Raw genomic sequence first — 12,759 nt, forward strand, 5'->3', positions numbered from 1 at the left:
ATGGCCTCAGGCCGGGCGCTCACGCTTCCAGGGGCGGAATGTCAGCCAGAGCAATATGCCTGGTATCTGCAATCCGATCATCGTCCCCAACGACCACTGGTAGGCAATCATGGGATGCCCTGAGGATGTGGCAGGCCATAGATTCAGCAGCGCGCCCATCAGCCATTGCAGAATGAAGGCCAGTACAAACACCACCAGGTTGAACGACGAGCTCACCCGTCCGGCGAGCTCAGCAGGCACGGATTGGGCGACGATGGCATAGTTCATGGTGGTCGCTGTGCCGAAGAAACTGAAACCCATGGCAATAAGCAGCGGTGGGATCGCAAGGCCACTGATCATCAGGACCTGGAATCCAATGAATACAGCGACCCCCGTCCCGCACACCATGATGGGCTGGACGCCAAAGCGTCGCAGGTAATCGGTAATCGAGCCAAATGTCAGCGAGCCCGCGACCATTGCCACCGTTCCCCATAGCAGCGTGTTGGCCATGCTCGCTTCGCTCAGTTTCGCCACATCCCGTAACCACGGTCCCATCCAGAGCGACAGTACCGACATGTAGATCGCGTGGGCAAACACGGAGTACAGCACCAGGCGCCAGAAGGTCCAGGAGCGGTAGAGGGTGGCCACCGCTGTGGCCATCTGCGCGAGGGTGGTGTTCTTGGCCGTATAGGCACGGGGGACACTGAGGTGAATGATGGCGCATACGCACAGCGTCAGAACGGCCAGAATCAAGAAGGCTTCCCGCCAGCTGATCCACTTGAGCAACTCATGCAATGGCGTGGTTGATGCCATGGCGCCCAAGCCTCCTACCGACAGCAGGCAGGCGGTACTCAATGGCAAGCGTTCGGGGGGGAGCCAGATCGAGCAGGCCTTGATCGCACTCATCAAGGAGCCCGCAACGCCGAGGCCAATCAGGCCGCGACCAATGATCAGCCCCCATTGGGAGTGCGCGGCGCTGAAGATCAATGAGCCCAGTACGGCAAAGATCAGCATGGGCACCTGTACGCTGCGTGGGCCGTAGCGATCGAGTAACACGCCAAGGGGAAGCTGTGCGGCGGCAAACGTCAGGAAATACACCCCTGTCAGCAGGCCCAGGCTACTGGCAGGCAAGTGCAGCTCTTGAGTCAGATCGCCATAGATCAAGGCGTTCACGGTGCGAAACAGGTAGGACACGAAATGCCCGAGGCCGAATGGCACGAAGATCGTCAGGAACAGATACAGGAATGAGCGCTTCACTTCCTGATCGGCCTTGAGTAGCGAAGTTGGATGTTCACTGCTCATTGGGTAGAGTCCTCATTACAGGAAAAGGTCGTGCGAATTTCGCAGCAGAAGCGCCCGCGCGCCTCTTCGAGCCAAAGTTGTTCGGGGTCTGGACGCATTTCTGAAAACTTCACCTGCCTGGCGTCTTTCAGCGCGTTGATGATGCCATCGAGGGATAACGGGTTCTCGAAGTCGATGAACTGAGGTTTGGGCTCCGTATCGATCTTGACGAAGACATAGCGCGGCAGGCCCTGCTGGCTGGCCCAGGCACGCCATGCGATGGGATAGTCCAAGGCATCGATGGAGCCCTTGGGCTGAGGCAGTTCGTCGACGGCGAACAACCATGAAGCCCTTTTGTACAATGTGCGGCCTAGCCAGACACGGCGGTTATCGTGCTTGGCGATGGCGGCACCGGCCAAGGCGAAACCCAGCCGGTGCATGGGCGTGGAGAAGACACACAGAAGGTCTTCTTCGAACTGCCCGAACACATCCACTACGTGCAGGCGCCCATTCACCAGGCGTACTTGCGCTCGGCCCGCCGCGAATTGCTGCTGGGGCGGTACGCAGCCGCCACCGGATGGCAGCACCAACTGCAAGTAACGCGATTGCAAAGGCCAGTCGATATGCGAGCGCTGATAACTGTCGGGTGAATCCGCCAGGATCAGGCGTGGGCGTTCAAAAAGCTGCGCCACTTGCTCGTTGATCTGCGTATTGAATGGGCTGAACGGGGCCGCAACCGGCTGGCTGAGCGTATGCACCGCCGGATGTACCTCGCCGACGACGATCTGGTAATCGCCTTGATTGAGGGCCTCGATCGAAGCACTGGAGAGCATGAAGTCCGGCGAGTGGAAATCACTGCCGAACACCTGGAAGTCATTCACTCGAAGATCGCTATCCAGCGCATCGAGCAACGCTTCAATCTGTTTGTTGCCTAGATGCACTTCGTGTTGTCCGACGAAGCCTTGCAACACGTTATCCCAGGCCGCGCCCAATCGCTGTTCGAGGGCGTTGGCAATGTCCGCCTCTATCGTGGGAAGCAATGGCGCCAGCTTATCGAGGAGCGCCAGGAACGGGACGCCTTCGCTGTCCACTTGTGCGCATTGTTCCCAGGCCTGGAGGTAGGCTTGATGAAGGCGATAGCCGATCGCTTTTGTCATCCACCGATGAATGTTCAGCAACGGCGTCAATTGTGCCTTCATCTCGGTAAACAGGTGCCGGCCGAAGCTGATTTCAAGGTTTCTGGAGCAGTCTTCATATACGGGGTAGCGACCGACGTACATGGCGCCGGTCTCTCTGCTCAAGTCGACGCCAGCCTCTGCCAACAACGTATTCATGAGCAGCAGCGCTTGTTCCCGTTGTTGCAGGTTGCCGTCAGCGTATTGCGCCCTTGCGGCTTGCAGGGCATCAAGGCGTGCCTGCCATGCTTGGCTGAAGGTTTCATCAATGCCGGGCGAACTTACCCAGGCTTGCAGTTGTGCCATCGGGTCGCGTTCACGCGGCGAAACCCGCCAGCCTCGGCGCACCACGCGCTGGCGGACAAGATGTTCGACGAGTGCTCTGATGCTGCCATGCGTCTGCGCAGGGCTTGCTTGCAGCAGTTGGCAAAGCGTTGCCAACGCGTGTTGCTGGCTGGCGATGTGGTGCAGGATCCGTGTGGTTTGCGCATCCACCTGGCGACGCTTGCCGATCGGCAGGTGCAAGGTATGCCCATCCAGGTAGCAGCCTTCGTTCAGCCTCAACGGCAGGACGTCGGTGTTTGGGCAGTGCTGGTTGAGCTGTGCGACCAGGCGCTGCACCACCCAGTTTTCGAAGAATGTGTGGCGTTGCCTCAGCCATGGTCCTTCGCTTCGCCGGCAGTGGACATTGGCCTCGAGTTGCTGGTCGAACTGCCCCCAGGCCAGTGGGCCGAAGAAGCTCGCGGTATCGTTCTTCGCGCAAAATCGCTGCAGGTAGGCCCAGCCCAGGCGCAGCTTCTGCTTCTTACGGCTGTCGGTACTGCTGTGACGGTCACGGATCAATTCATCGATACGTGCACGTGCCGCAGGATTGGAGATGAACAGCGCCTCGGCGATCGCGTCGTCATCGAGTATGTCAATCAGTCCCTGTCGGGCACGCTCCAGGTACGCGGCATATTGCGCATCCGCCTCTTCCCGTGCCTGCAGTTCGGTCAATAGCCGATTGCGCTCCGCCAATGCCTGAGCCAGTGGCAGGCGCAAGTCTTCCGGCAAGTCCGCCGGTTGCAACGCAGTGCGCTCGTTGAGCTTGCGAATCAGCTTGCGGCACGCTTGCGGCATGGGGTGGGCGTTGGCATGCGCCAGCAAAGCGACACGCATGTTTTCAAGCGCACGGTAGGTTCGCTCGAAGGCTGCGCAGCCTGGAAGCGCCGAAAGTTCGCCCAGGGCCGTCAGGTGGTGGATCGGAAAACCGGTGGAGCGTAGCCAGAAATACTGTGAGCTTTCCATTCTCTAGCAGGGCGTCCTGATTGCGTTGAGTTGCTTGAGCTTGCTCAGCAATGCCATGTCTGCGGCGCAAGGTTGGTCGTCATCGTTCGCGTTCAACAACCGGGCCAAGGCCGGTGCCTGTAGCGGCTCATCGAGGAACTGATAGAGATGCGCAGTGCGCTTGCTGATCAAGGTGAACTTGTGCCGCGCCTGAGGTGTGGGTAGATACACCAGGATATGCTCGGGTTGAGCTGCCAGCTGGCTCAATCCCAACTGGCCTTTGTCGCGCAGCCAGGTGGACAGGGCGTAGGTGCTTTGGTAAAGCCGCGCGCTGCAGGTTCGCTGATAGTGATCCGGCGTGTTCGTTTGCGGAGCAAGCAAGCCCCTGTAGAGGGCGACACATTCTCGCTCCAGACCGATCAGGTCGCGCAAGCATGGGTGCTCCTGCAATTCTGCGCGACCGAGCAGAAACTCCAGGGCGGCATCACAGTAACCGTAAACCTTCGGCCCGTAATCGAACCATTGTTTTTCCCGCAGGAACGACCTGGACAATTCGGCGAGATCGAATCCCAGGTTGAGCAAGGCGCGCAATGTCAGTGGCGCACCCGTCTCAAGGGCATTGATGAACGAATTGACCAAGCGAAACTGATAGTTTTCGACAAACCATTTCACGCGCTCGAATTGATCCCCATACGCCTGCAGGATCGCCCGTTCGTTTTCTGCGAAGTCCGCCAGCCACTCGCTTGCGCCGCGAGCCTGGAACAACTTTTCTTGCAATGCCTCGTCACGCAGCAGGCGTCGCCATAGTTTCCATACCTGTTCAGCGTCCATGGGCGCGTTCCTGTGGCCGAGTGAGGTAATGATTCCAGATCTGTTGCGCACGGCGAACATCGCTGACGATCATGTGTTCGTCATCGGCATTCATCACTCGGGTCATGGCATGGTGGGCTTGCCCTTGATATTCGAGTATCACTGCGGCAGGACGTGCTCGTGACAGCAGCTCCTGGTAGAGATCCCAGACGGGTTCCGGAACGGCGGAGTCGTGCCAATCGTGGTAGAGACCGTCATGCCAGCTGCCGCCCGCCAGATGTACCGAAATCACCTTCTCCAGGGGCAAGGTGTCGAGGTAGTCACGCAGGTCGAACTGTTTGAGGTTCAGGTGGTTGGTATAGATATTGTGCAGATCCAGATGCAGGAATGTTCCGGAGGCTTCCACCAGCCTGGCGAGGAACTCCGCCTCACGCATCTCGGCGCCAGGGCATGGCAGGTAGTAGGCGGCATTTTCGTGTGCCAGCGGCATGCCGTAGCTGGCCTGCAATGAAGTGGCCCGTTGCGCGCAACGGCGCACCTCGGCATTGGAGAACTGGAGTGGGCTGCTCCAGATATCCAGCCAGGAGTTGTCACCGTAGAAGCAATGATTGGCGACCCAGGGACTGTTCAACATCTTCGCCAGTGGCACATGGCGCTGCACCGCAGCGGTCTCTTCCAATGGGCTGAAGCCAAAGTCGCAACCGTAGTTGGAGTGGGCCAGCAAGGTGAAGTTTTGCGACAGCCGCTCCATCACCTCACGGGCGCCAGGCTTGATGATCTGCGGTCCGTCGATCGGAGCCATGATGTTGTCCAGAAGTACTTCCAGAATATCGACTTCGATAGCCTCGAAGGGAAACCAGTCGAGAATTTCAGGGTTGTACTGAATGCCCACGCCTATAGGCTCAGGCTTGGAGAACCGGGCCATGCACTTATCCATTTGAGTGTCGGAGAACCCCGGTCTGGACCGGGGCATTACTTGGCGATCAAGCGAACACTTTGCTTTCGATGATTTCGATATCGTCGAGATCGAACTCTTCGAACAAGGCACCTTCATCGACTTCAGGAAGCGCTGGCGCAGGGGCGTCGGTGTGCGTTTGCGCCGTTTCCGGCAAAGGTTGAGCGGCGGGGTTGTTGGTCATGACAGTCTCCTCAGGGGTGGTTGAACAGGTGCATCAGGGTATTGGCGGTAAAGCCCCAGGCCGCGATCCAGCCCAGGCCGGTCAGCAGCACGGTGCCCCAGTAGAGGCGGTGCATGGCGGGCGAAACAGGTTGTGCGGACGCACGATGTCGCCCCTTTACGTAATTGAATGCGCGTTGGCGAAGGCGGGGTTGCCCGAGCCATTCGGTAATTGCCAGGTAGGTGTCGCCATTGAAGATGGGCAGCAATGTCGGCACCAGGGAGATGAACGATGCCACGATCATGACGACAAAGAGCGCGCCGAATGGTCCCGAGCCGCCCCACACTGCCCACAAGACGATACCCACACCCGCGTAGAGCAAGCTGACAAAAGGGCCGGCCAGGATAGTGGTCACACGCTGTCCAAGCGGGAGTTTCGTCCAGGTGCGTTGCTCTGGCCGAACCCAGCCGGTGGCGAGCAAGAGATAGACGCCGATGCCGAAGTCGGTAACCTTGACCCCGTAATGTCGGCACGCCATTGCATGACCCAGTTCGTGCAGGGCGATGGAGGTCAAGATGACCGGGAAGTGCCAAAGCAACCAGCGATAGCTTTGGGCATAGACCACCACGGCATCGTCGATGAACGCCTCCAGGTGCATGCCCAGGTAGCCGAAGCTGCACAGCGCCAGTAGTAACAAAGGCGCGACGAAACCACGGCTGCAACACCAGGGGGCAAGCCGGTACAGCGTGTCCAGCAACGGTTGCGGATTCATCTTTATCAGATTGACCAGCAGATACGTCTTGAGCGGACCATAAGTGATACCCGTGGCGGGGTCCTGCAGGTCTTTCTTGTGTGCACCATCTCCTTGGCTGAGCAGCTTGAGATGCAACAGTTTGCGTTCGAACTGAGCGAGCTTGTCTTCGCTGACTTTCATCCGTAGTTGTTCGAGTGCGGTAATGGCGACCTCGGGCAGGCTGCGCTTGCCGTCGAAGAGCATGGCCAGGCGGTACTCTGCCTTGCCTAGCTCAAAGCTGATGTCGGAGACGGGGTCGTGCACACAATAACGCGATGTCGAGCTTCCCTCGTCCGCAAGGGTAATCACGAGGTCTTCTCTGAAGCGGGAAGTGCGCGTTGCCTGCGTTGCAACGCCACTGTAGACAGTGCTGCTCATGCGCTTGCCTGCAGCGCTTGAAGGCCTGGCCTGAAACGCTCCGACAGTGCCTTGCGACCCGCCGCCATGGTTTGCGCGAGTGCGGCGTCATCAGCGGGTGCACAGGCACGGCCCAGAACGAACACCGCGCCTGGGCGGGTAGGGCCACACACGGGTTGCTCAGTGGCGAGGATGGGTTCCCAGCCATGCATGCGCATCAGGTACTCGATGCTGCTGGCACTCAGGTAGCGCCGGTGGTTATGGGTCAAATAGCCTTGAAGCAGGCCATGGCCGAGCGCTCGGCCTTCGATCAGTAACAGCCCGTTCTCGGCGCAGGCCTGGCGGCACTTTTGCAGCACCACATTGACATCGTGCACATGTTCGAGCGATCCGTTGATGATGGTCAGATCGTAGTCGCCGGAGGTATTCATGTTCTCCGCGTCGACCCGGTCGATGGGCAGGCCTACTTTCTTGCCGTACTCCACATAGGCGTGGTCCGGATCATTGCCTTTCACGGTCCAGCCGTGCTTGGCGAAGGGGAGCATCAGGCCACCCGCCGAGCAGCCGACATCCAGCAATTTGCCCTTGTCCGGTAGCAAGTCTGCCAGATAGCGACGCAGGTGCTCGCCACGACGCACCTGGTCCAGAAAGAAAGCACGCTCTGGTTCGGAGTCGCCGAACAGGCTGAGTCGATAAAACTTGTCGTAGTAAGCCTGGTAGAACGCGGGTTCGAAACGGTATTTCTGATAAATATGCCCGCACGCCTGACAGCCCAGTACCGGCAAGGGCACCGAGGTATCGCAGGGGCCTTGAATTTCGCTGAGCAACTCCCAGTGCGCATGAGCGCCGCACAGTTCGCAGTCCATTGATTGTGCACGATAGTGTTCAGGCATCTTCAGTAGCTGAAGATATTTTATTTTTATAGTGTCGTCCATGACGGCCTCTCGCTTACTTGATGCAGAAAAATCCTTCGAAACAGATATGTTTGAATATGCTGGTGATGTCTGTGAATCCGGCCCGCGAGAGCATGTCGATGTTTCCGGCAGTGGAGAACGGCTCGAGCACCCCTTTCAAACTTCTGGTTTTAGCCAGAATTTCTTCGGCGGTATAACCTTGGTCGCGTTTGTAATCGACATACAGGTTGCTGAGAATATCCTGGAAGCGTGCGTCCGGGCCGCGTACTTTTTCGAACATGATGAAAGCACCGCCCCAGTTCAAGGACTCATAGATTCGGTCGAACAGGGCTTGGCGAACACGAGGGTGGACAAACTGGATCGTGTAGTAAGCGACGATCAGATCACTTTTTTGGTAATCGTAAGTCAGTATGTCGTCGGTGACGAAATTCAGATTCTGCTGTGGAGAAGTTTCTTGCAATGCCTTGGCTTGGCGCGTCATCGCATCTTCGACGTCGATGCCTACCCATTGCACTGATGCGCAATGGCGTTGCGCAAGTTGCCGGGTCAACGCCCCGGTCGAGCTGCCTAGTTCGTAACAGATACTGTCCGGTTTCACGAAAAAGTCGCTAAGCGACAAGATGATTTCATGACCGTCCTTATACCGGGGGACAGACTTGGAAACATGCGAGTCGAAATGCAAGGGGGTCGTGCCGCCAAAAGTCCAGGCGGCGTTCCCCGCCGCCACACCATCGCCAACGGTATCCTGCAGGTTAACAGCCGACTGGGTAGAACTAGGCATATGATCACGTCCTTGCGTAATGATAGAGCGTTCGTTTGGGGTGTACCGTGAATTTGAAGCACATCAATGCGCGGCGCAGGACACACAAATTCCATGTGTCGCCGGGATGGCTACGATAGAAATATCGGTAATGGCGTCAGGCAATAAATGTTCGCTTGCCACTCGGTGAGCACATTAGGTGCTAAATATCGCCTGGATAGGCGGTGGCGCACCGAGATAGGGCGAAAATAGATTCAGGCCCTGGCGCAAATAAGATGATTTCTCGAACGAGTGTAGGAAGTGTCTGCGCTGAGGGAGCGCGATTCAGGAAGTAGTAAAACGGTGCTCATGTGAAGTCCTTATCAAATGATCCATTTGTACGGTCTCGTTGAGAGCGCTTATAGCGCTCTGAACTTACATTCGCTCGAGTATAGGGTCAAAGGTTGGCAGGCTGCAATAAGGCGCGTGTCAAAACGTCAGGCGTTATGGCGGGTGCTTCACTCGAAGGTCGTGGGGTTGAGTTCAGCTTGTTGATTTTATTGATTTTTAGTTAAGCATCGCTGCCGATTCTCAACCATTTTGCCAGTCGGAGTATCAAGAGGGCGTAGCGCAAGCCGTCTGCGCTGTGGCCTTCAAATAGGTGCTCGCACGGTCCTTGCTGTTTCGTTCGTTGCGAGCCAGCGGCGAGGGGGATGACTGTCACCGATCAGCTGCGGTCTTCCTTGTCTTGTGCATGGTTGGCCAGGCGCTCAAGTGCGGCGCGCAACTTCGGATCGCTGATGCTTTCGGCTGAATCGCGGATGTTGCTGGCGGCACGGCTCGATAGCTCGATGCCCTGGCCGGTGCGTGTCACTGGAACCAGGGGGGGCTGCACCTTGAACAGGATGCGGCTCAGGTTGGCGAAAGCCTCCATGGCCTGCAACTGACGTTGCAGACGCTTTTGCTGGTAGCGCAAACGGGTGGCCCAATGGCCATCGGTCACCACCAGTAACAAGGTGCCTTCCTTCCATGACGCCACGTGGCAGTGCTCACGAGCAGCCGGCTGCAACTGGCTTTCCAGCAGGCGTTGCAGATGCTCCAGGCGTTCGGCCTGGTTCAGCAGCAGGCGCAGCGGGCGTGCCTTGCGCAGCAAGGCCGAGGGCAGGTGGGCGGAGGAGGGTTTGTAGGCCATGGCGGTTCGCGGCAGCTAGCTAGGCCCTCAGTTTAACAGGCGCCGCCTGATCGCGGGGCAAGCCCGCTCCCGCGCAGCCTGCGCAAAGACCATGCTGGCTGGAATTTTGATGCAAGTCATTCGCGATACGTTTCATCTGTGCGCACCTTGAACTTGCGAAAAAAGCCCCTATGTTAGTCAGGCCCCCCTAAAAGCGCTGTGCCAGCATCGTGGAAATCCACCACTTTCCTCACCATCGTTTCCGGGTAGAATGCTCGTTCGCATGCGGCCTCTGGGCTGCACGGGCGACTCATGGGGCCGCCCTCCATCCCTACGTGTGGAAGATCCTGCCGATATGTTTGCGCCTTTGTTAAAAAAACTTTTTGGAAGCAAGAACGAGCGTGAAATCAAACGCATGCTCAAGACGGTGAGCACCGTCAATGCCTTCGAAGAGAAGATGGTGGCCCTCTCCGACGAGCAGCTGCGGGGCAAGACCGCAGAGTTCAAGGAACGCCTGGCCAAAGGCGAAACGCTTGATCAACTGCTGCCCGAAGCCTTCGCCGTGGCCCGCGAGGCCGGCAAGCGCGTGATGGGCATGCGGCACTTCGATGTCCAGCTGATCGGCGGCATGACCTTGCACGAAGGCATGATCGCAGAAATGCGTACCGGTGAAGGCAAGACCTTGGTCGGTACCCTGGCCGTCTACCTCAACGCGCTGTCCGGCAAGGGCGTGCACGTGGTCACGGTGAACGACTACCTGGCCCGCCGCGACGCCAACTGGATGCGCCCGCTGTACGAGTTCCTCGGCCTCAACGTCGGCATCGTTTCGGCCTTCCAGCCGCCGGAAGAAAAGCGCGCTGCCTATGCCGCCGACATCACCTACGGCACCAACAACGAATTCGGTTTCGACTACCTGCGCGACAACATGGCGTTCAGCCAGGACGAGAAGTTCCAGCGTGAACTGAACTTCGCGGTGATCGACGAAGTCGACTCGATCCTCATCGACGAAGCGCGTACCCCGCTGATCATTTCCGGCCAGGCCGAGGACAGCTCCAAGCTGTACATCGAGATCAACCGCCTGATCCCGCGTCTGACCCAGCACATCGAGGAAGTCGAAGGCCAGGTGACCCAAGAGGGCCACTACAGCATCGACGAGAAGTCCCGCCAGGTCGAACTGAACGAGGCCGGTCACCAGTTCATCGAGGACATGCTCACCCAGTCCGGCCTGCTGGCCGAAGGCGAGAGCCTGTACTCGGCGCACAACCTGGGCCTGCTGACCCACGTCTACGCCGGCCTGCGTGCGCACAAGCTGTTCCACCGCAACGTCGAGTACATCGTCCAGGAAGGCCAGATCCTGCTGATCGACGAGCACACCGGCCGCACCATGCCGGGCCGTCGCCTCTCCGAGGGTCTGCACCAGGCCATCGAAGCGAAAGAGAACCTGAATATCCAGGCCGAGAGCCAGACCCTGGCTTCGACCACCTTCCAGAACTACTTCCGCCTGTATACCAAGCTGTCCGGCATGACCGGTACCGCCGACACCGAGGCGTTCGAGTTCCAGTCGATCTACGCCCTCAACGTGATGGTGATCCCGCCGAACAAGCCGCTGGCGCGCAAGGACTTCAACGACCTGGTGTACCTGACCGCCGACGAGAAATACGCCGCGATCATTGCCGACATCAAGGAAAGCATGACCCAGGGCCGTCCGGTGCTGGTGGGTACCGCGACCATCGAAACCTCCGAGCACATGTCCAACCTGCTCAAGAAGGAAGGTATCGACCACAAGGTCCTGAACGCCAAGTACCACGAGAAAGAAGCCGAGATCATCGCGCAAGCCGGTGCGCCGGGCGCTCTGACCATCGCCACAAACATGGCCGGCCGTGGTACCGACATCCTGCTGGGCGGTAACTGGGAGGCCGAAGTCGCCGCCCTGGACAACCCGACCGCCGAGCAGATCGCCCAGATCAAGGCCGACTGGCAGAAGCGTCACCAGCAGGTGCTGGAGGCCGGTGGCCTGCACGTGATCGCCTCCGAGCGCCACGAATCGCGGCGTATCGACAACCAGCTGCGGGGCCGTGCCGGCCGCCAGGGCGATGCCGGCTCGAGCCGCTTCTACCTGTCGCTGGAAGACAGCCTGATGCGCATCTTCGCCTCCGACCGGGTGAAGAACTTCATGAAGGCCCTGGGCATGCAGTCCGGCGAGGCCATCGAGCACCGCATGGTGACCAACGCCATCGAGAAGGCGCAGCGCAAGGTCGAGGGTCGCAACTTCGATATCCGCAAGCAGCTGCTCGAATACGATGACGTGGCCAACGAACAGCGCAAGGTGATCTACCACATGCGCAACAGCCTGCTGGCCGCCGAGAACATCGGCGACACCATCGCCGAGTTCCGCCAGGAAGTGCTCGATGCCACCGTCAGCCAGCACATCCCGCCGCAATCGCTGCCCGAGCAGTGGGACGTGGCCGGCCTGGAAGCCTCGCTGTCCAGCGACTTCGCCATGAAGCTGCCGATTCAGCAGTGGCTCGACGAGGACGATCACCTCTACGAGGAAACCCTGCGCGAGAAGCTGATCAAGGAAATCACCGACGCCTACAACGAGAAGGAAGACCAGGCCGGCATCGACGCCCTGCGTACCTTCGAGAAGCAGATCCTGCTGCGCGTGCTGGACGACCTGTGGAAAGACCACCTGTCGACCATGGACCACCTGCGCCACGGTATCCACCTGCGCGGCTATGCGCAGAAGAACCCCAAGCAGGAGTACAAGCGCGAATCCTTCACCCTGTTCCAGGAGCTGCTCGAGTCGATCAAGCGCGACACCATCCGCGTGCTGTCGCACGTCCAGGTCCGTCGCGAAGACCCGGTCGAGGAAGAAGCCCGTCTGCGCCGCGAGGCCGAGGAACTGGCCAGCCGCATGCAATTCCAGCACGCCGCCGCACCAGGCCTGGAAGGCGAGCAACTGGCCGAGGAGGGCGCTGAAGTCGCCGTCGCATCGGCCCCTGTGCGCAACGACATGAAGCTGGGCCGCAACGAGCCTTGCTGGTGTGGTTCGGGCAAGAAATTCAAGCATTGCCATGGTCAGATTGAATGATCTGAACCACCTGCAGTAACGTGATACATCCGGGGCCGCTTTGCGGCCCCGCTTTTTGTTCTCAA

10 protein-coding genes are annotated in these 12,759 nt (G+C 58.9%); 1 reads left to right on the forward strand and 9 read right to left on the reverse strand.

Annotated features, from left to right (window positions below; translation table 11 throughout):
- Nucleotides 1-6 precede the first annotated feature (6 nt).
- The 9 genes from ABZO33_RS10045 to ABZO33_RS10085 all read right to left on the reverse strand — a co-directional run bounded on the left by ABZO33_RS10045 (nucleotide 7) and on the right by ABZO33_RS10085 (nucleotide 9,624).
- Nucleotides 7-1,281 (reverse strand): MFS transporter, encoded by a 1,275-nt coding sequence (locus tag ABZO33_RS10045; RefSeq protein ID WP_414535912.1) that lies wholly within the window; start codon nucleotides 1,279-1,281, stop codon nucleotides 7-9.
- On the reverse strand, nucleotides 1,278-3,722 hold the full coding sequence (locus ABZO33_RS10050; RefSeq protein WP_414535913.1) for a lantibiotic dehydratase: 2,445 nt from the start codon (nucleotides 3,720-3,722) through the stop codon (nucleotides 1,278-1,280). The genes ABZO33_RS10045 and ABZO33_RS10050 overlap by 4 nt, the downstream gene beginning before the upstream one ends.
- A 3-nt stretch (nucleotides 3,723-3,725) precedes the next feature.
- Nucleotides 3,726-4,532 carry a hypothetical protein gene (locus ABZO33_RS10055; RefSeq protein ID WP_414535914.1) on the reverse strand — a complete coding sequence of 269 codons (807 nt, stop codon included), beginning with the start codon at nucleotides 4,530-4,532 and terminating at the stop codon, nucleotides 3,726-3,728.
- On the reverse strand, nucleotides 4,522-5,436 hold the full coding sequence (locus tag ABZO33_RS10060; protein WP_414535915.1) for a DUF692 domain-containing protein: 915 nt from the start codon (nucleotides 5,434-5,436) through the stop codon (nucleotides 4,522-4,524). Before ABZO33_RS10060 ends, ABZO33_RS10055 begins: the two co-directional genes overlap by 11 nt.
- A 58-nt stretch (nucleotides 5,437-5,494) precedes the next feature.
- Nucleotides 5,495-5,650 carry a TglA family RiPP precursor gene (locus ABZO33_RS10065; RefSeq protein ID WP_414535916.1) on the reverse strand — a complete coding sequence of 52 codons (156 nt, stop codon included), beginning with the start codon at nucleotides 5,648-5,650 and terminating at the stop codon, nucleotides 5,495-5,497.
- A gap of 10 nt (nucleotides 5,651-5,660) precedes the next feature.
- Nucleotides 5,661-6,800 carry a M50 family metallopeptidase gene (locus ABZO33_RS10070; protein ID WP_414535917.1) on the reverse strand — a complete coding sequence of 380 codons (1,140 nt, stop codon included), beginning with the start codon at nucleotides 6,798-6,800 and terminating at the stop codon, nucleotides 5,661-5,663.
- Complete coding sequence (locus tag ABZO33_RS10075; RefSeq protein WP_414535918.1) at nucleotides 6,797-7,714, reverse strand: class I SAM-dependent methyltransferase; 918 nt, start codon at nucleotides 7,712-7,714, stop codon at nucleotides 6,797-6,799. Before ABZO33_RS10075 ends, ABZO33_RS10070 begins: the two co-directional genes overlap by 4 nt.
- Before the next feature lie 13 nt (nucleotides 7,715-7,727).
- Nucleotides 7,728-8,474: a methyltransferase domain-containing protein gene (locus tag ABZO33_RS10080; protein ID WP_414535919.1), complete on the reverse strand. Its 747-nt coding sequence runs from the start codon at nucleotides 8,472-8,474 to the stop codon at nucleotides 7,728-7,730.
- Nucleotides 8,475-9,159: 685 nt separating this feature from the next.
- A complete protein-coding gene (locus ABZO33_RS10085; protein WP_414535920.1) occupies nucleotides 9,160-9,624 on the reverse strand; it encodes a DUF721 domain-containing protein in 465 nt (154 codons plus the stop codon).
- A gap of 334 nt (nucleotides 9,625-9,958) precedes the next feature.
- On the opposite strand from ABZO33_RS10085, the gene secA reads away from it, so the two are divergent.
- Entirely contained in the window at nucleotides 9,959-12,694 is a 2,736-nt protein-coding gene (secA, locus tag ABZO33_RS10090) for a preprotein translocase subunit SecA (RefSeq protein ID WP_414535921.1), read from the forward strand.
- The last annotated feature ends 65 nt before the right edge of the window (nucleotides 12,695-12,759 follow it).

It is taken from the genome of Pseudomonas sp. CAM1A (assembly GCF_047501685.1).
Taxonomy (GTDB): domain Bacteria; phylum Pseudomonadota; class Gammaproteobacteria; order Pseudomonadales; family Pseudomonadaceae; genus Aquipseudomonas.

Coding starts and splice junctions, on each gene's coding strand:
- ABZO33_RS10055 (WP_414535914.1), bottom strand. CDS start 4,532: ATGGACGCTGAACAGGTATGGAAACTATGGCGACGCCTGCTGCGTGAC.
- secA (WP_414535921.1), top strand. CDS start 9,959: ATGTTTGCGCCTTTGTTAAAAAAACTTTTTGGAAGCAAGAACGAGCGT.
- ABZO33_RS10070 (WP_414535917.1), bottom strand. CDS start 6,800: ATGAGCAGCACTGTCTACAGTGGCGTTGCAACGCAGGCAACGCGCACT.
- ABZO33_RS10050 (WP_414535913.1), bottom strand. CDS start 3,722: ATGGAAAGCTCACAGTATTTCTGGCTACGCTCCACCGGTTTTCCGATC.
- ABZO33_RS10060 (WP_414535915.1), bottom strand. CDS start 5,436: ATGGCCCGGTTCTCCAAGCCTGAGCCTATAGGCGTGGGCATTCAGTAC.
- ABZO33_RS10080 (WP_414535919.1), bottom strand. CDS start 8,474: ATGCCTAGTTCTACCCAGTCGGCTGTTAACCTGCAGGATACCGTTGGC.
- ABZO33_RS10065 (WP_414535916.1), bottom strand. CDS start 5,650: ATGACCAACAACCCCGCCGCTCAACCTTTGCCGGAAACGGCGCAAACG.
- ABZO33_RS10045 (WP_414535912.1), bottom strand. CDS start 1,281: ATGAGCAGTGAACATCCAACTTCGCTACTCAAGGCCGATCAGGAAGTG.
- ABZO33_RS10075 (WP_414535918.1), bottom strand. CDS start 7,714: ATGGACGACACTATAAAAATAAAATATCTTCAGCTACTGAAGATGCCT.
- ABZO33_RS10085 (WP_414535920.1), bottom strand. CDS start 9,624: ATGGCCTACAAACCCTCCTCCGCCCACCTGCCCTCGGCCTTGCTGCGC.